Below are 15,178 nucleotides of genomic sequence, written 5' to 3'. Positions count from 1 at the left end.
CTCATCATCCTGTCGACTGGCTTCACCCGAATCTGAAGCACTGCAACCGGTAACATGCGCTTTCGAAGCCAAACGGCATAGGGATAATCGGCGCAGGAAGCGCGTACCGCCTGAGTATCGGCGAAAGAGCGGGCCGTGGCGTCCCCGGGCCTGCCTGGTTGTTGCCGCCGACGAAGTCGCCGAGGGCGCCGAGGATCGCGCGGCGAAGCGACGGTGCCCCAACCCTGCCCGCCTACCACGCCTGACAGCGGCCGATAGGAAGCCCGCACGCGGCTGGTTCGGAGCCGACAACTTGGTACGACGGCTGGCGCGCCCAGTGCCGAGAAAGCACGGTGCCGCAACTTCAGCCACAATAACGCTGATGACATCAAAATGCAGCGGAACAAATCTACCCTATACTTGTAGTCGTATTGATCAACAGGGGTGTTGTTTCATGAGATCGCTGGCTTGCGGCCTTTCGGCGCCGTTTCTCTTTTTGTGCCCCGCGCTCTCCCAGGCACAGGAGCAACAGGGTGTGACCACGACCACGACGGCGTCGCAGGAGCGATTTCTAAAAACCCTCGATTTTTCCGACACCTCCGATTTCGAGGACGCGAGAAAGGGGCTTGTTGAAGCGTTCAGCGATGTCATCCGCGATGCGGAAGGCAAGGTCGTGTGGGACATGAAGTCCTATGCGTTCGAGAACAACGCGCAAGCACCGGCGACCGTCAATCCGAGTTTGTGGCGCCAGGAACGGCTGAACAACATTGCCGGATTGTTCAAGGTTTCCGAACATATCTACCAGGTTCGGGGGCTCGACCTCTCCAACATGACGATCATCGAGGGCAAGTCGGGCCTCATCATCGTCGATCCGCTGATTTCTTCCGAGACAGCGGCGGCCGCAATGGCGCTCTATCGGAAGCATTTCGGCAACCGACCCGTCGTCGCCGTGATCTACTCGCACTCTCACGTAGATCATTATGGCGGCGTGAAAGGCGTGGTCAGCGAAGCGGATGTTCTCGCCGGAAAGGTGAAGATCTACGCGCCTGACGGCTTTCTGGAGCACGCCGTTTCGGAAAACGTCTACGCCGGCACCGCGATGAGCCGCCGGGCACAATATATGTACGGCGCCCTGCTTCCGAAGAGCCCGACCGGACAGGTCGGCGCCGGCCTGGGCAAGACCACCTCCCGCGGCACCGTGGGCCTGATCGCGCCGACCGACAGCATCGGCACCGGCGGGAAAGCAGTCGAACAGGTCACCATCGACGGGCTGCTGATCGAGTTCCAGCTGACGCCGGGAACCGAAGCGCCGGCGGAAATGAACATGTACATTCCCGCCTATCGCGCGCTCGGCGCCGCCGAGAACGCGACGCACACCCTGCACAACGTGCTGACCATCCGCGGCGCGCAGGTGCGCGACCCCAGCGTCTGGTCCTCCTACCTCGACGACACGATCGCCCGCTATGGCGCCACCACCGAGGTATTGTTCGCGCAGCACCACTGGCCGACCTGGGGCACCGCGCGGATTTCGGCCATGCTTGCCGACCAGCGGGACATGTACCGGTACATCAACGATCAGACGCTGCGGCTCATCAACCTCGGCTACACGCCGATGGAGATCGCCGAGGAACTGAAGACCCTTCCGCCGGCGCTCGGCAAGAAGTGGTATAACCGGGACTATTACGGCTCGATGAGCCACAATGTGCGCGCGGTGTATCAGCGCTACATGGGCTTCTACGACGGGAACCCGGCGAACCTGAATCCCCTGCCTCCCGTCGAAGCCGCGAGGAAATACGTCGCCTCGATGGGCGGCGAGGACAAGGTGATCGCGCTAGGCCGCAAGTCCTTTGCCCAGGGCGACTATCGCTGGGTCGCCGAACTCATGAAGCACGTCGTGTTCGCGAACCCGCAATCGGCGGCGGGCAAGGCGCTTCTGGCCGAGACGCTCGACCAGATGGGCTTCCAGTCCGAGAACGGAACGTGGCGCAACGCGATGCTGATGGGCGCCTATGAGCTGCGCAACGGCGTACCCAAGGGCGCCGGGGGCACGGCATCCCCGGATACGATCAAGGCGATGCCGCTCACCATGTACTTCGACTATCTGGGCATCCGGTTGAACGGTCCGAAGGCTGCTGCGAGCGGGGACCTCAAGCTCAACTGGGTGTTCTCCGACCCGGCGGAAACCCATGTCGTGACGGTGCGTGGTGGCGCGCTCACCCATCGCAAGGCCGACGCATCTTCGGACGCGACGGCAACCCTCTCCCTGTCGCGCAAGACGCTGGATGCGATCACGCTGGGCCAGACCAGTTTCGACCGAGCGATCAGCGACGGTTCAATCAAGATTTCGGGAGATCGCAGCGCCGTCACCCGGCTGTTCTCCAACCTCGACACCTTCCCGATCTTCTTCAACATCGTGACGCCGTGAGGTCGCGCCCATGAGCAAGCACCATGCCGCGTTCGCGACCGCCCTGGCCGGCGGGCTGATCCTGGCGTCCCCATCCGCCTTCGCCCAGGGCGCCCGGGACTGGGAGAATGTCCCCGTCGATACGAACATCCTGTTCCTCTACTATACCTATTCGAACACCGAGGCTTCGGTCGATCCGTCGCTGCCGATCGAGGGCGTATCGGTGGACGCGCATGTGCCGATCGCACGCTATGCGCGGTCCTTCGGCATCGCGGGCCAGGCCGCGGGTGTTCAACTGATCGTCCCCTATGGCTTCGTGACGGCACGTCTGGATGGGACGAACCTCCAGACCTACAGCGAGGGCCTGGGCGACGTGAACGCCGTCTTCGTCATGAACATCGCGGGCGCGCCTGCCCTGACCCGCCGCGAGTTCGCCACGTGGCAGCCGAACGCCTATCTCACCGGGTCGATCGGCGTGACGGCGCCGACCGGAGCCTATGACGCGGAAAGTCTCCTCAACATCGGCAAGAACCGGTGGATGGTGAAGCCCCAGCTTTCGTACGGAAAATACTTCGGCCCGCGCACGCTCCTTGCCGTGAACGGCAACGTCCAGTTGTTTGGGGCGAACGACGAATATCGGGGCGACGGCAGGCTGCAGCAAAAAGCCCTGTTCGGCATCGACGGGCACCTCAGCCACGACGTGAGCGACCGGGCCTGGCTGTCGCTGGACGCAGTCTATGCCCATGGCGGGACCACCAAGGTTGACGGCGTCGGGCAGGACAACCGGCAACAAACGCTGAGGCTCGGGGCCAGCGGCAGCGTCAGTCTGGACCGGGCGACGGCGATCAACCTCGCCTTTACCCGCTCCGTGGCGAAGAAGGACTATACGCCCTCCGCCACCACCTTCTCGGTGAACCTGAACAGAGCGTTCTGACCAGACGCGCGCGCTTGCCCTAGTTGTTGCCGCCGACGAAGTCGCCGAGGCCGCCGAGGATCGAGCCTTCGCCGCGGTTCTGGCCGCCCCGGCTGCCGGCGGCCGCCAGCATCCGGCCTGCCAGGCGCGAGAAGGGCAGCGACTGGATCCAGACCTTGCCGGGGCCGCGCAGGCGGGCGAAGAACAGGCCCTCGCCGCCGAACAGCACGCTCTTCACGCCGCCGGCCGTCACCAGGTCGAAGTCCACCGTGTCGGTCATCGCCGCCAGGCAGCCGGTGTCGACGTGGAGTTCCTCGCCGGCGCTGAGCGTGCGTTCGACGACGGTGCCGCCCATCTGGACGAAGACCCAGCCGTCACCCTCCAGCTTCTGCATGATGAAGCCCTCGCCGCCGAACAGGCCGGTGAGCACGCGCTTCTGGAAGTGGACCCCGATCGACACGCCCTTGGCCGCGGCGAGGAAGCTGTCCTTCTGGCAGATCAGCCGGCCGCCGAGATCGCCCAGGCGGATCGGCAGGATCGCGCCGGGCGTCGGCGAGGCAAAGGCGACCCGCGCCTTGCCATGGCCCTGATGGGTGAAGACGGTGGTGAACAGGCTCTCGCCCGTCACCAGCCGGCGGCCGGCGCCGAGCAGCTTGCCCATGAAGCCGGCACCCTGCCCGCCGCTGCCGTCGCCGAACACCGTGGTCATGTCGACCGCGGCATCCTTCCACACCAGCGCCCCCGCCTCCGCCACCGCGCTTTCGCCGGGATCGAGCTCGATCTCCAGGAACTGGAGCTCCTGGCCCTTGATCTCGAAGTCGATGTCGTCGGCGATGCTGCTGCTACGATGGTGCTGCCAGGGGCTCGGATGCGGCATGGGAACTTCCTCTCGCGGGTGGGGTCAGGCTTGGGCCGTCAGTCTCCGGTGACGCGGACGGGGCCGAGGTCGCCCATGCCGACGGTGCCGCTCGCCATGCCGAGCATGCGGTCGAGCGAGACCTTGGCCTTCAGGCGCAGGCTTTCCTCGATCTCGATGCGCGGCTCCAGGTCGCGCAGCGCCAGGTAGAGCTTCTCGATCGTGTTGAGCGCCATGTACGGGCAGATGTTGCAGTTGCAGTTGCCGTCGGCACCCGGCGCGCCGATGAAGCGCTTCTCCGGCATTGCCTTTTCCATCTGGTGGATGATGTGCGGCTCGGTCGCGACGATCAGCGTGTCGCCGGGCACGGTCTGGGCATATTCAAGGATGCCGCGGGTCGAGCCGACATAGTCGGCGTGGTCGAGGATCACCGCAGGGCATTCCGGGTGGGCCGCAACCGGCGCGCCGGGGTGCTCGGCCTTGAGCTTCATCAGTTCGGTTTCCGAGAACGCCTCGTGCACGATGCACACGCCCGGCCACAGCAGCATGTCGCGCCCGGTCTTGCGCGCGAGATAGCCGCCCAGATTTCGGTCCGGGCCGAAGAGGATCTTCTGGCTGGGCGGGATCTGGCTGAGGATTTTTTCCGCCGAGGACGAGGTGACGATGATGTCGCTGAGCGCCTTCACCTCCGTCGAGCAGTTGATGTAGGTGAGCGCGATGTGATCCGGGTGCTGCGCGCGGAAGGCGGCGAACTGCTCGGGCGGGCAGCTGTCCTCCAGGCTGCAGCCGGCGGCCATGTCGGGGAGCACCACGATCTTTTCGGGGCTCAGGATCTTGGCGGTCTCCGCCATGAAGCGCACGCCGCAGAAGGCGATCACCTCGGCATCGGTGGCCGCGGCCTTGCGCGACAGGTCGAGGCTGTCGCCGACGAAATCGGCGAGGTCCTGGATCTCCGGCTTCTGGTAATAGTGCGCGAGGATGACGGCGTTGCGCTCCTTGCGCAGCCGGTCGATCTCTCCCAGCAGGTCGACGCCGGCCAAGTTGCCGCCGATGCCGTTGCGTGCGTCCATTCCAACTTCCCCCGCGTGCCCATGGAGCGGGCCACAAAGCGCCCACATGGCCATTTGCGCCCGGTGCGGCAAGATGGCTGACACGCGCCATCGCGCTCGATAGGCTGCGCATCAGGGACAAGGGGGGAGAGGACGAATGCGTCGGTCGATACGGCTTGCGTCGATGATCCTGGGGCTGGCGCTGACGACGGCGGCGGTGCCGGCCAGGGCAGAGTGGTACCAGGCGACCTCCAAGCACTTCATCGTCTTTGCCGAGGGTAACGCGGAGACGGTCAAGGAGCGGGCCGAGGAGCTGGAGCTGTTCGACGGCGTGTTCCGCTACTTCCAGAACGTGGCGGCGCGGCCGGAGGACGAGTCCAACAAGGTGACGCTCTATGTCGTGCCGAACGACAGCGCGGTGCGGCGCCTGTACGGTTCGAACAGCGCCAACATCGCCGGCTTCTACGACGGTCGGGCGAGCGGCTCGGTCGCCTTCACCCCGCAGCGCGGGCTGGGCGGCGAGGGATCGGATCGCGAGCAGGCGCGGATCGTGCTGTTCCACGAATATGCCCATCACCTGCTGCTGGGCAATTTCGCCGCCGCCTATCCGGCCTGGTTCTCCGAGGGCTATGCAGAGTTCCTGTCGACGGTGTCGTTCGACAAGGAGACGGCCTGGATCGGCAAGCCCGCGCAGCACCGCGCCTATTCGCTGCTGTACGGCGATCCGCTCCCCGCCTCCGAGCTTCTGTCCGTCAACATGAGCACGATCCGCAGGGATCAGATGGACGGACTGTACGCGCGCGGCTGGCTGCTCACCCACTATCTCACCATCGCGGCGCCGCCCGAGCGGCGGGCGCAGTTCGCCAAGTATCTGGCGGCGGTGAACCAGGGGAAGCCGAGCGTCGAGGCTGCGCGCGAGGCGTTCGGCGACCTGAAGCAGCTCGACAAGGAGCTGAATGCGCGGCTGAAGGGGCGGACCTTCCCCGCGCTGCGGTTCGGGCTGGACAAGCTGCCGAAGCCGGTGGTGCAGGTGCGGCCGCTCAGCCCCGGCGAGAAGGCGATGATCGGCCTGCGCATGCGGTCCGACCGCGGGGTCAATACCAAGACCGCGCAACCGATCCTGAAGGACGCGATCCCGATTGGCGCACGCTATCCGGACGACGCGGTCGTGCAGGGCTGGCTTGCCGAGATGGCCTTGGACGCGCGCCGCTATGACCTGGCCGAAGCGGCGGCCGACCGCGCGCTGGCGATCGACCCGAACTCCTCCCAGGCGCTGGTCTACAAGGCACAGGTCCTCCTCAACCGGGCGCGCGAGGCGCAGACGACCGACCCGGCGGTGTGGAAGGAGGCGCGCAGCTGGCTGTTGAAGGCGAACAGGATCGACCCCAACGACGCTTACACGCTGCTGCTCTTCTATTCGAGCTTCGGCATGGCGGGCGCAGTGCCCACCGCCAACGCCAAGCAGGCGCTCGCCCGCGCGCATGAACTGGTGCCGCAGGACGACGCGGTGCGCTTCGCCTATGCGCACCAGTCGCTGATCGACGAGCGGGTGGACGACGCCAAGCGGGCGCTGCGCCCCCTCGCCTATTCGGCGCACGCCGCCCCGGACAACGGCGCAGCGCGGCTGCTGGCGCTGCTGGACGCGAAGAAGTCCGGCAAGGAGGTGGTGGCAGCGATGGAGGCGGAAGGTGCGGAAGGCGGCGGTGCCGACTGAAGCGCCGACTGGCACGACCGCCACGAGCAAACACCGCCTGCGAACCCGATCGCAGGCGCGGCAAGGATGGAGACAGGCATGATCGTGAACCGTCGAGGATGGATGGGGCTGGCTGCGGCACTGGGGCTGCCGGTGCTCGGATCGCGCGCCGCGGCCGCGTCGGCGCCCCGGCAGGGTCAGATGGTGCATCACGTCTTCTTCTGGCTGAAGGAGCCGGGGCGCGCGGGCGACCGGGAGAAGCTGATCGCCGGTCTCAAGACGCTGCGCGCGATCCCCGAGATTCGGGAGCTGCGGGTCGGCGTCCCCGCCCCCACCGAGCAGCGTTCGGTGGTGGACAGCAGCTACCATGTGTCCGAGCTGATGGTGTTCGACACGGTGGCCGACCAGGCGCGGTACCAGGACCATCCGATCCACAAGCGCTTCGTGGAGACGTGCGGCGACCTGTGGGCACGGGTCGTTGTCTACGACAGCATCGACGTCTGAGGCGCCGCCGCGGGTTCAGGCCGCGAAGGTGACGAAACCGTTCTCGTCGATGACCCAGGCCGGGTTCCACGCGATTTCCCAGGCGTGCCCGTCCGGATCGGCGACATAGCCGCGATAGCCGCCGTGCGGCGGGGCATCCGCCGGGCGGAGGATGCACCCGCCCGCCGCGACCAGTTGCTCCATGACGGGTTCGACGTCCGTCTGGGCCGGCACGTCATGCGCCAGCGAGAAGGCGCCGCCGCCCGCCCCGGAGCCGAACCGGTTCATGTCGCGTTCCAACGCCGCGCGATCGAAGGTGCCGAGGACCAGCCCGTTCATCTGGTAGAAGACGATCTCCGCATTCTCGAACACGGGCGTCCAGCCGAAGCCATGCATGTAGAAGCGCCGGGATCGGTGCAGGTCCGCGACGCCGAGCGTGATGACCGAAATCTGCTGCTGCACGTGCGCGCTCCTCCATCGCTTTCCTCGCCATGGTCGAGCCGGGCGCCGGTCCTGGCAAGAGCCTGTCCGGCAGGGGCGAAAATCCCGCACCCGGCCGCGGGTCTGCGCGCCTGCCCTCTAGCCCCTTTGCGCAGGTGTCGCTAAGGGCTCGCGCATGACCCAGATCACGCCCGAGATCGTCGCCGAGCACGGCCTTTCCCCCGAGGAATATGAGCGCGTCCTGCACGCGATGGGGCGCGAGCCCAATCTGACGGAGCTGGGCATCTTCTCGGTGATGTGGTCCGAGCACTGCTCGTACAAGTCGAGCCGCATTCACCTCAAGAAGCTGCCGACCGAAGGCCCGCAGGTGATCTGCGGTCCGGGCGAGAATGCGGGCGTGGTCGACATCGGCGACGGGCAGGCGGCGATCTTCAAGATGGAGTCGCACAACCACCCGTCCTACATCGAGCCCTACCAGGGTGCGGCGACGGGCGTCGGCGGCATCCTGCGCGACGTGTTCACCATGGGCGCGCGGCCGGTCGCGAACCTGAACGCGCTGCGCTTCGGTCGGCCCGACCATCCCAAGATGCGCCACCTGATCGCGGGCGTGGTCCACGGCATCGGCGGCTATGGCAATTGCGTTGGCGTGCCGACCGTGGGCGGCGAGGTGAACTTCCATCCGGCCTATGACGGCAACATTCTGGTCAACGCGATGACCGTGGGCGTCGCCGATCAGGACAAGATCTTTTACTCGGCCGCCTCGGGCGTGGGCAATCCGATCGTCTATGTGGGGTCGAAGACCGGCCGCGACGGCATCCACGGCGCGACCATGGCGTCAGCCGACTTCGGCGAGGATTCGGAGGAGAAGCGCCCCACCGTCCAGGTCGGCGATCCCTTTACCGAAAAGCTGCTGATCGAGGCGTGCCTGGAGCTGATGGCATCCGACGCGATCGTTGCGATCCAGGACATGGGTGCTGCCGGCCTCACCTCCTCCTCGGTCGAGATGGCGTCCAAGGGCGGCGTCGGCATCGAGCTGGTGATGGACGATGTTCCCCAGCGCGAAGAGGGCATGACGCCCTATGAAATGATGCTGTCGGAGAGCCAGGAGCGCATGCTCATGGTCTTGAAGCCCGGCCGCGAGGACTTCGCCGAGGCGATCTTCCGCAAGTGGGAACTCGACTTCGCGATCATCGGCCGCGTGACCGACACCGGCCGCATGGTGCTGAAGTGGAAGGGCGACACGGTTGCCGACATTCCGCTCGCCCCGCTTGCCGACGAAGCGCCGCTCTACGACCGCCCGCACGTGCCGACGCCCAAGCCGGCGGAGCTGACGAACGTGCCGGCCTGCGGCGACCCGGCGGCGGACCTGCTCAAGCTGATGGGCTCCCCCGACATCGCTAGCCGGCGGTGGATCTGGGAGCAGTATGACCACATGGTCGGCGCCGACACCGTGCAGCGCCCGGGCGGCGACGCCGCGGTGGTGCGCGTGCATGGCACCAAGAAGGCGCTGGCGATCACCACCGACTGCACGCCGCGCTATTGCTTCGCCGACCCGGTCGAGGGCGGCAAGCAGGCGGTGGCCGAGGCGTGGCGCAACCTGACCGCGGTAGGCGCGACCCCGCTCGCGATCACCAACTGCCTGAACTTCGCCAACCCGCAGCGGCCCGAGATCATGGGCCAGATCGTCGGCTGCCTGGAAGGCATGGGCGAGGCGTGCCGTGCGCTCGACTTCCCGATCGTGTCCGGCAACGTGTCGCTCTACAACGAGTCGAAGGCGACGGGCGGCGGCTCCGCCATCCTGCCGACGCCGGCGATCGGCGGCCTGGGGCTGATGGCCGACTGGGAGAAGTCGATGACCATCGCCTTCAAGCAGACCGGCGACATCATCATCGCGCTCGGCAATCGCTCCGGCCATCTCGGCCAGTCGCTGTGGCTGCGCGAGATCCACGGCCGCGAGGAAGGCCCGCCGCCGCCGGTGGACCTGGAGCAGGAGCGGCGCACCGGCGACTATCTGCGCGCCGCGATCACCGCGGGCGTGGTGACGGCAGCGCATGACGTGTCCGACGGCGGGCTGGCGGTCGCGCTGGCCGAGATGGCGCTGGCCGGCAATGTCGGCGCGATCCTGGACAAGAAGCAGCCGTACGACCACGCCTGCTCCTTCTTCGGCGAGGACCAGGGCGTGTATCTGGTGACGGTGCACGACCATGCGCTGCTCGACTTCCTGAAGGGCGCGCAGGCGGCCGGGATCGACGCGGAGCCGATCGGCCGCACCATCGGCAGCCGGCTGATCTTCGAGCTGGCCGACGGCGACTTCGTCGTGTCGCTCGATGCGCTGCGCACGGCGCATGAGGGCTTCTTCCCCAATCTGATGGGCAGCGACGCCGCCCTGGCCTGACGGAACTGCCAGGGGCTGTCGATCGAGGCAGCCCCGGCCCACCCCACGCACTCCGCACAGGCGAGACCTCTGCGAAGCGCCTGACCGTGCTCCTGCGAAGGCAGGAGCCCAGGGTTCCAAGCACCGCGAGGCGTTGGTCTGCCTGGCCCTGGATTCCTCCCTGCGCAGGAATACGGTGTGGCCCAGGGACGGCGGCCCGTGCTTTGCAGCGGTTTCGCGCAGGCGGGTCAAAGGTCTAGCCGGGCAACGGGCCTTGGCGTGCGGGACCCTGGGCTCCCGCCCTCGCGGGAGCACGGAAGAGAGCGCGAGCGGGTTGCCCCTTTCATCCGCCTTCCCGACCGGGGTCCGGCCTTCGCCCAGGTACGGGAGAAGACGGGTTCGAGACTGGGCCGACTTCTGCCGGGCGCGTTCCTGTTCTAGAACCGCGTCGGGGCGAATGGGGAAACAGCGATGGCGACGACGCAGGCGGACCGGATCGGGTCGCTGGATACGGTGCGCGGGGTGGCGGTGCTCGGCATCCTGCTGATGAACATCGTCGCCTTTGCGATGCCCGACGCGGCGTACATGAACCCCAAGGCCTATGGCGGGCACCAGGGGATCGACCTGGCGGTCTATCTCGTCAACTTCGTGCTGTTCGACGGCAAGATGCGCGGGCTGTTCAGCTTCCTGTTCGGCGCGTCGATGCTGCTGGTGATCGACCGGGCCGTGGCCAAGGGCGAGAGCCCGGCGCGAGTGCACTTCCAGCGCATGGCCTGGCTGTTCGTGTTCGGCATCGCCCATCTGCTGCTGCTGTGGTGGGGCGACATCCTGAACCAATATGCGGTGATCGGGGCGATCGCCTATACGTGCCGCAACGCGAGCGTTCGGGCGCTGGTGACCCGCGGGGTGGTGCTCGCCGGGGTCGCGTGGCTGTTGTATGCCATGATGCCGCTGGGCGTGATGGCGATGCAGGCGGGCATCCACGACCCCGATCCCGCCAAGGCCGCCGAAGCCGCCAAGTCGCTGCGCGCCTTTATCGACACCATGGGCGTTCCCGGCCCTGCCCATATCCAGGAGGAGCTGGCGCTGCATCGCGGCAGCTGGAGCGGCCTGGTCGCGCATCGCTGGGAAGAGCTGGCGCATTCGCTGTCGACCACGCTGTTCGTGGGAGCCGAGACGCTGGGCTATATGCTGCTGGGCATGGCAGGGCTGCGTTCGGGGATGCTGACGGGCGCCTGGTCGCGGGCGCGCTATGCGCGGTGGATGCTGGCGGGCTTCGGCGTGGGCGTCCCGGGCTACGCGCTGCTCGCGGCGTGGCTGGTCTCGCGCGATTTCGATCTGCTGACGGTGGCGACCGCAACCATGCCCCTCGCCGCGCTGCTGCGCGTGCTGATGATCCTGGGCTGGGCGTGCCTGATCCTGCTGCTCGCGCGGTCGGGCGGCGGGCTCACCGAGCGGCTCGCTGCGGCCGGGCGGATGGCGTTCACCAACTATCTGACCACCAGCATCGTCATGACCACGCTCTTCTACGGCTATGGCCTGGGCTGGTACGGGACGCTGTCGCGGGCGGCGCTCTATCCGATCGTGTTCGCGATGTGGGCGGCGATGCTGTTGTGGTCGCCGGCGTGGCTCGCCCGCTTTCGCTATGGCCCGTTCGAGTGGCTGTGGCGTTCGCTGGCGCGACTCGAACTGCAGCCGATGCGGCGGACGTCCGTTCTGCCCCGTTGATGGCGCAGACCCCCGATTTGCGAATGCGTCGCAAAACAGTTGCGAGCAGTTCGCAATGGCGCTACCCGGTCCCGGTCAACAAGGAATCGGCAATGGTCGTCTGCGTTTGCAATGCGATTCGGGAAGACGAAGTCCGGCGGGCCGCGCGGTCCGGCGCGATGAGTGCCTGCCAGGCCTATCGGGCGCTCGGCCGGCAGGCGAAGTGCGGACAATGCGTGCCATTCGCACGCGAGATCATCGACGAGGAGCGCGCGATTGCGTGACGCTCGCAGGTAGAAAAACCGCAGATTCCCGCCGTTTTCTGCCTGTTCAAACCGGGATCAGCACCGTAGATTCACGCCCATAATTTACCAGCAAGGGCATGTGAACGTGAAGGGTGATCCCAAGGTCGTCGAATTCCTCAACGAGACGCTCCGCAACGAGCTGACGGCGATCAATCAATATTGGTTGCACTACCGGATGTTCGATCATTGGGGGGTGTACAAGCTCGCCAAGTTCGAGCGCGAGGAATCGATCGAGGAGATGAAGCACGCCGACCGGCTGGCGGAGCGCATCCTCTTCCTGGACGGCCTGCCCAACTTCCAGCTGCTCGGCCGCCTGCGCATCGGCGAGACCGTGGTCGAGGCGATCAAGGCCGACCTGGCGCTGGAGCTGGAGGCCGTCGCCCAGCTGCGCGAGGCGATTGCGTACTGCGAGAGCGTGCGCGACTTCGTGAGCCGCGACCTGTTCGCCGAGATCCTCGAGAACGAGGAAGAGCATGTCGACACGCTGGAGCGCCAGTTCGAGATGATCGAGCGCATGGGCCTGGAGAACTACATCGCCCTCAATGCGAAGTCGGAATATGACGTGAAGGAAGGCTGAGCCTCCCTACCCGTTTCCGAAAAGATGGGGCCGGCGGCGACGCCGGCCCTTTTTTTGTGCGCGGACGAATAGGCTCAGCCCTGGTCCGCATCCGCGCCGTCGAAGCGGCGCCGGGCGGCTCGAAACGCGTCTGCGTTGTCGATCACCCAGGTCCAGAGCGGCAGCATGCCCACCAGCAGCCCGCGCCCAAGCTCCGTCAGGCGATAGTCGACCCGCGGCGGCACCTCCCGATAGTCGTGACGGGCGATCAGTCCGTCGCGCTCCAGCTGGCGCAGCGTGCGGGTGAGCATGCGCTGGGTGACCCCGTCCAGCCGCCGGGCGAGCTCCGCGTGGCGCAGCGTTCCCGCGACGCCCAGCGCATGGACGATGCCCAGCGACCAGCGGTTGCCGGCATGGGCCAGCACCTCCCGCTTCAGGCCATCGTCCGCGTCGCTCAGCGCCGCACAGGCGGCCTGCGATTGGGCGATCACGTCTTCGAAGCTGCTTTTGGGGTGCGGTATCACGCCTGTGCCTTCTTTTGCTCGCGGATCGGCGAGCCATCTCACCCACCCGATTGGAGGAGATACGAATGCACGAGACCGAACCCAAGACCGATGCCACGCTCGTCCTCGGCGCGGGCGAACTGGGCGTTGCGATGCTGGAGGCGCTCACCGACCGGCGCACGGCGGACGGACGCACGCTGAGCGTGCTGCTGCGGCCCCGGCAGGACCCTGCCGCCGAGGAGGGGATCGACGCACGGTTGCACAGCCTGGGCATCGACATCGTTCGCGCGGACCTGGCGACGGAGACGGAGGACGCGCTTGCCGCGGTGTTTGCGCGCTTCGACACCGTGATCTGCTGCACGGGGTTCGTCGGCGGGCCAGGCACCCAGCGCAGGATCACCGCCGCCGTGCTGGAGGCAGGGGTGGAGCGCTATGTCCCCTGGCAGTTCGGCGTCGACTATGACGTCGTGGGGCGGGGCAGCGGCCAGCCGGTGTTCGACGAGCAGGCCGATGTGCGCGACCTGCTGCGCGGCCAGTCGCGCACGCGCTGGACCATCGTGTCGACCGGCATGTTCACCAGCTTCCTGTTCGAACCGGCGTTTGGGCTGGTCGACCTGGAGCATGGCCGGGTGCATGCGCTCGGCAGCTGGGAGCATCGGCTGACGGTGACCACGCCTGAGGACATCGGCCGGCTGACGGCGGCGATCCTGGCGCATCGGCCGCGGCTGGACGATCAGGTCGTATACGTGGCGGGCGACACCGTCTCCTATGCCGAGCTGGCGGACCGGGTGGAGGCGTATCTGGGGCGGCCGGTGGCGCGCGTGTTGTGGAGCATGGAGCAGCTGCGTGCGGACGCGGCAGCGCATCCGGGGGACGGCATGCGCGCCTACCGGCTGGCGTTCGCGCGCGAAACCGGCGTCGCCTGGGACCGGGAGCGGACGTTCAACGCGGCGCAGGGGATCGCCGTCACCGATGTCGCCGGCTGGCTGCGGCAGCACCGCCCGGCGGGCGGCGATCGCGGCTAGGCCGAAGGCGGCGGGCGCGGTCGGCCGCGCCCGCCGCCGCGGTCAGCCGGGGGAAGCGGCGGACCCTGCCAGCAGGCCGCCGTCGATGTTGATCTCGGTCCCAGTCACGTAGGTTGCCTCGTCGGAGGCGAGCGTCACGGCGATCGCGGCGACTTCGTCGGGCATGCCGAAGCGCTTGAGCGGGGTGTCGGCCACGAACGCCTGCATCCTCGCCGCCCGATCCGGGCCGCTGCCGAGCATCGGCTCCCAGATCGGGGTGAGGATGGCGGCCGGGTGGATCGAGTTGCAGCGGATCTGCCAGCCCTGCTGCGCGCAATAAAGCGCCACCGTCTTGCTGTGGTTGCGGATCGCCGCCTTGGACGCGGCATAGGCCGCCGCGCCCGGGATGCCGACCAGCCCCGAGCGTGAGGAGATGTTGAGGATCGAGCCCCTTCCCGTCCCCTTCATCGCGCCGATCGCGTAGCGACAGCCGAGAAAGGTGCCGTCCAGGTTGACGCGATGCACCGCGCGCCAGTCTGCAAGGCTGGCGTGTTCGGGATCGTGGGGCACCATCCCCCCTTCAAAGCCGGTGATGCCGGCATTGTTGACCACCACGTCGGCCACTGGGACGATGCCGGCCAGCCGCGCCCAGTCGCCTTCCTCGCGCACGTCGAGGGGTTCGAACCGGCAGCCGATTTCGGCGGCCGCAGCCGCTCCCATGGCGGCGTCGATGTCGGTGGCGATGACGGTCGCCCCTTCGTCGTGGAAGCGGGCGGCGATGGCGCGGCCGATGCCACGCGCAGCGCCGGTGACGACGCACGTCTTGTTCTTCAGTCGTTGCATGATGTTCTCGAAACAGAGTCCGGTCGGCGGATCGCTCCGCTGGCGCAGGTTTTTACCGCCTTAGCGGT

The 15,178-nt window shown here is 67.2% G+C and carries 14 protein-coding genes; 9 read left to right on the top strand and 5 right to left on the bottom strand.

From position 1 onward, the window contains the following. The first annotated feature begins 292 nt into the window (after positions 1-292). Together MHZ35_RS05255 and MHZ35_RS05250 are read left to right on the top strand one after the other, a co-directional pair. Positions 293-2,404: an alkyl/aryl-sulfatase gene (locus MHZ35_RS05255; protein WP_239434663.1), complete on the top strand. Its 2,112-nt coding sequence runs from the start codon at positions 293-295 to the stop codon at positions 2,402-2,404. Between the two features lie 10 nt (positions 2,405-2,414). Then, complete coding sequence (locus MHZ35_RS05250; RefSeq protein ID WP_239434662.1) at positions 2,415-3,317, top strand: transporter; 903 nt, start codon at positions 2,415-2,417, stop codon at positions 3,315-3,317. Between the two features lie 19 nt (positions 3,318-3,336). Here MHZ35_RS05250 and MHZ35_RS05245 read toward each other — a convergent pair whose 3' ends face one another. Continuing rightward, positions 3,337-4,173, bottom strand: coding sequence for a TIGR00266 family protein (locus MHZ35_RS05245; RefSeq protein ID WP_239434661.1), 837 nt, complete (start codon positions 4,171-4,173; stop codon positions 3,337-3,339). A 38-nt stretch (positions 4,174-4,211) separates the two neighbouring features. Next, a complete protein-coding gene (nadA, locus tag MHZ35_RS05240) occupies positions 4,212-5,222 on the bottom strand; it encodes a quinolinate synthase NadA (protein ID WP_239434660.1) in 1,011 nt (336 codons plus the stop codon). Between the two features lie 136 nt (positions 5,223-5,358). Between nadA and MHZ35_RS05235 the strand changes: the two genes are divergently transcribed. Continuing rightward, positions 5,359-6,915, top strand: a complete 1,557-nt coding sequence (locus tag MHZ35_RS05235) for a DUF1570 domain-containing protein (protein ID WP_239434659.1) — start codon at positions 5,359-5,361, stop codon at positions 6,913-6,915. Between the two features lie 78 nt (positions 6,916-6,993). Continuing rightward, positions 6,994-7,398, top strand: a complete 405-nt coding sequence (locus MHZ35_RS05230; RefSeq protein ID WP_239434658.1) for a Dabb family protein — start codon at positions 6,994-6,996, stop codon at positions 7,396-7,398. Positions 7,399-7,413: 15 nt separating this feature from the next. Here the strand turns inward: MHZ35_RS05230 and MHZ35_RS05225 are convergent, their stop codons facing one another. Next, positions 7,414-7,839, bottom strand: a complete 426-nt coding sequence (locus MHZ35_RS05225; RefSeq protein WP_239434657.1) for a VOC family protein — start codon at positions 7,837-7,839, stop codon at positions 7,414-7,416. 154 nt (positions 7,840-7,993) lie between these two features. On the opposite strand from MHZ35_RS05225, the gene purL reads away from it, so the two are divergent. The 4 genes from purL to bfr all read left to right on the top strand — a co-directional run bounded on the left by purL (position 7,994) and on the right by bfr (position 12,781). Further along, the gene (gene purL / locus MHZ35_RS05220) at positions 7,994-10,213 is read left to right on the top strand and encodes a phosphoribosylformylglycinamidine synthase subunit PurL (RefSeq protein ID WP_239434656.1); all 2,220 of its coding nucleotides are present in this window, start codon (positions 7,994-7,996) and stop codon (positions 10,211-10,213) included. Positions 10,214-10,663: 450 nt separating this feature from the next. Continuing rightward, positions 10,664-11,920, top strand: coding sequence for a DUF418 domain-containing protein (locus MHZ35_RS05215; RefSeq protein ID WP_239434655.1), 1,257 nt, complete (start codon positions 10,664-10,666; stop codon positions 11,918-11,920). 92 nt (positions 11,921-12,012) lie between these two features. Continuing rightward, positions 12,013-12,183, top strand: a complete 171-nt coding sequence (locus MHZ35_RS05210; protein ID WP_125961363.1) for a (2Fe-2S)-binding protein — start codon at positions 12,013-12,015, stop codon at positions 12,181-12,183. A 106-nt stretch (positions 12,184-12,289) separates the two neighbouring features. Further along, positions 12,290-12,781 carry a bacterioferritin gene (gene bfr / locus MHZ35_RS05205; RefSeq protein WP_125961468.1) on the top strand — a complete coding sequence of 164 codons (492 nt, stop codon included), beginning with the start codon at positions 12,290-12,292 and terminating at the stop codon, positions 12,779-12,781. Between the two features lie 74 nt (positions 12,782-12,855). On the opposite strand, the gene MHZ35_RS05200 is transcribed toward bfr, so the two are convergent. Next, entirely contained in the window at positions 12,856-13,284 is a 429-nt protein-coding gene (locus tag MHZ35_RS05200; RefSeq protein WP_125961364.1) for a winged helix-turn-helix transcriptional regulator, read from the bottom strand. 65 nt (positions 13,285-13,349) lie between these two features. On the opposite strand from MHZ35_RS05200, the gene MHZ35_RS05195 reads away from it, so the two are divergent. Further along, positions 13,350-14,288 carry an aromatic alcohol reductase gene (locus tag MHZ35_RS05195; protein WP_239434654.1) on the top strand — a complete coding sequence of 313 codons (939 nt, stop codon included), beginning with the start codon at positions 13,350-13,352 and terminating at the stop codon, positions 14,286-14,288. Between the two features lie 42 nt (positions 14,289-14,330). Here the strand turns inward: MHZ35_RS05195 and MHZ35_RS05190 are convergent, their stop codons facing one another. Continuing rightward, a complete protein-coding gene (locus MHZ35_RS05190; protein WP_239434653.1) occupies positions 14,331-15,110 on the bottom strand; it encodes an SDR family oxidoreductase in 780 nt (259 codons plus the stop codon). Between the last annotated feature and the right edge of the window lie 68 nt (positions 15,111-15,178).

The organism is Sphingomonas sp. ACRSK (assembly GCF_022346685.1).
GTDB classification, from domain to species: domain Bacteria; phylum Pseudomonadota; class Alphaproteobacteria; order Sphingomonadales; family Sphingomonadaceae; genus Sphingomonas; species Sphingomonas molluscorum.
Note: the sequence above shows the minus strand (reverse complement) of the source record. Positions and strands in the feature narration are given on the sequence as shown.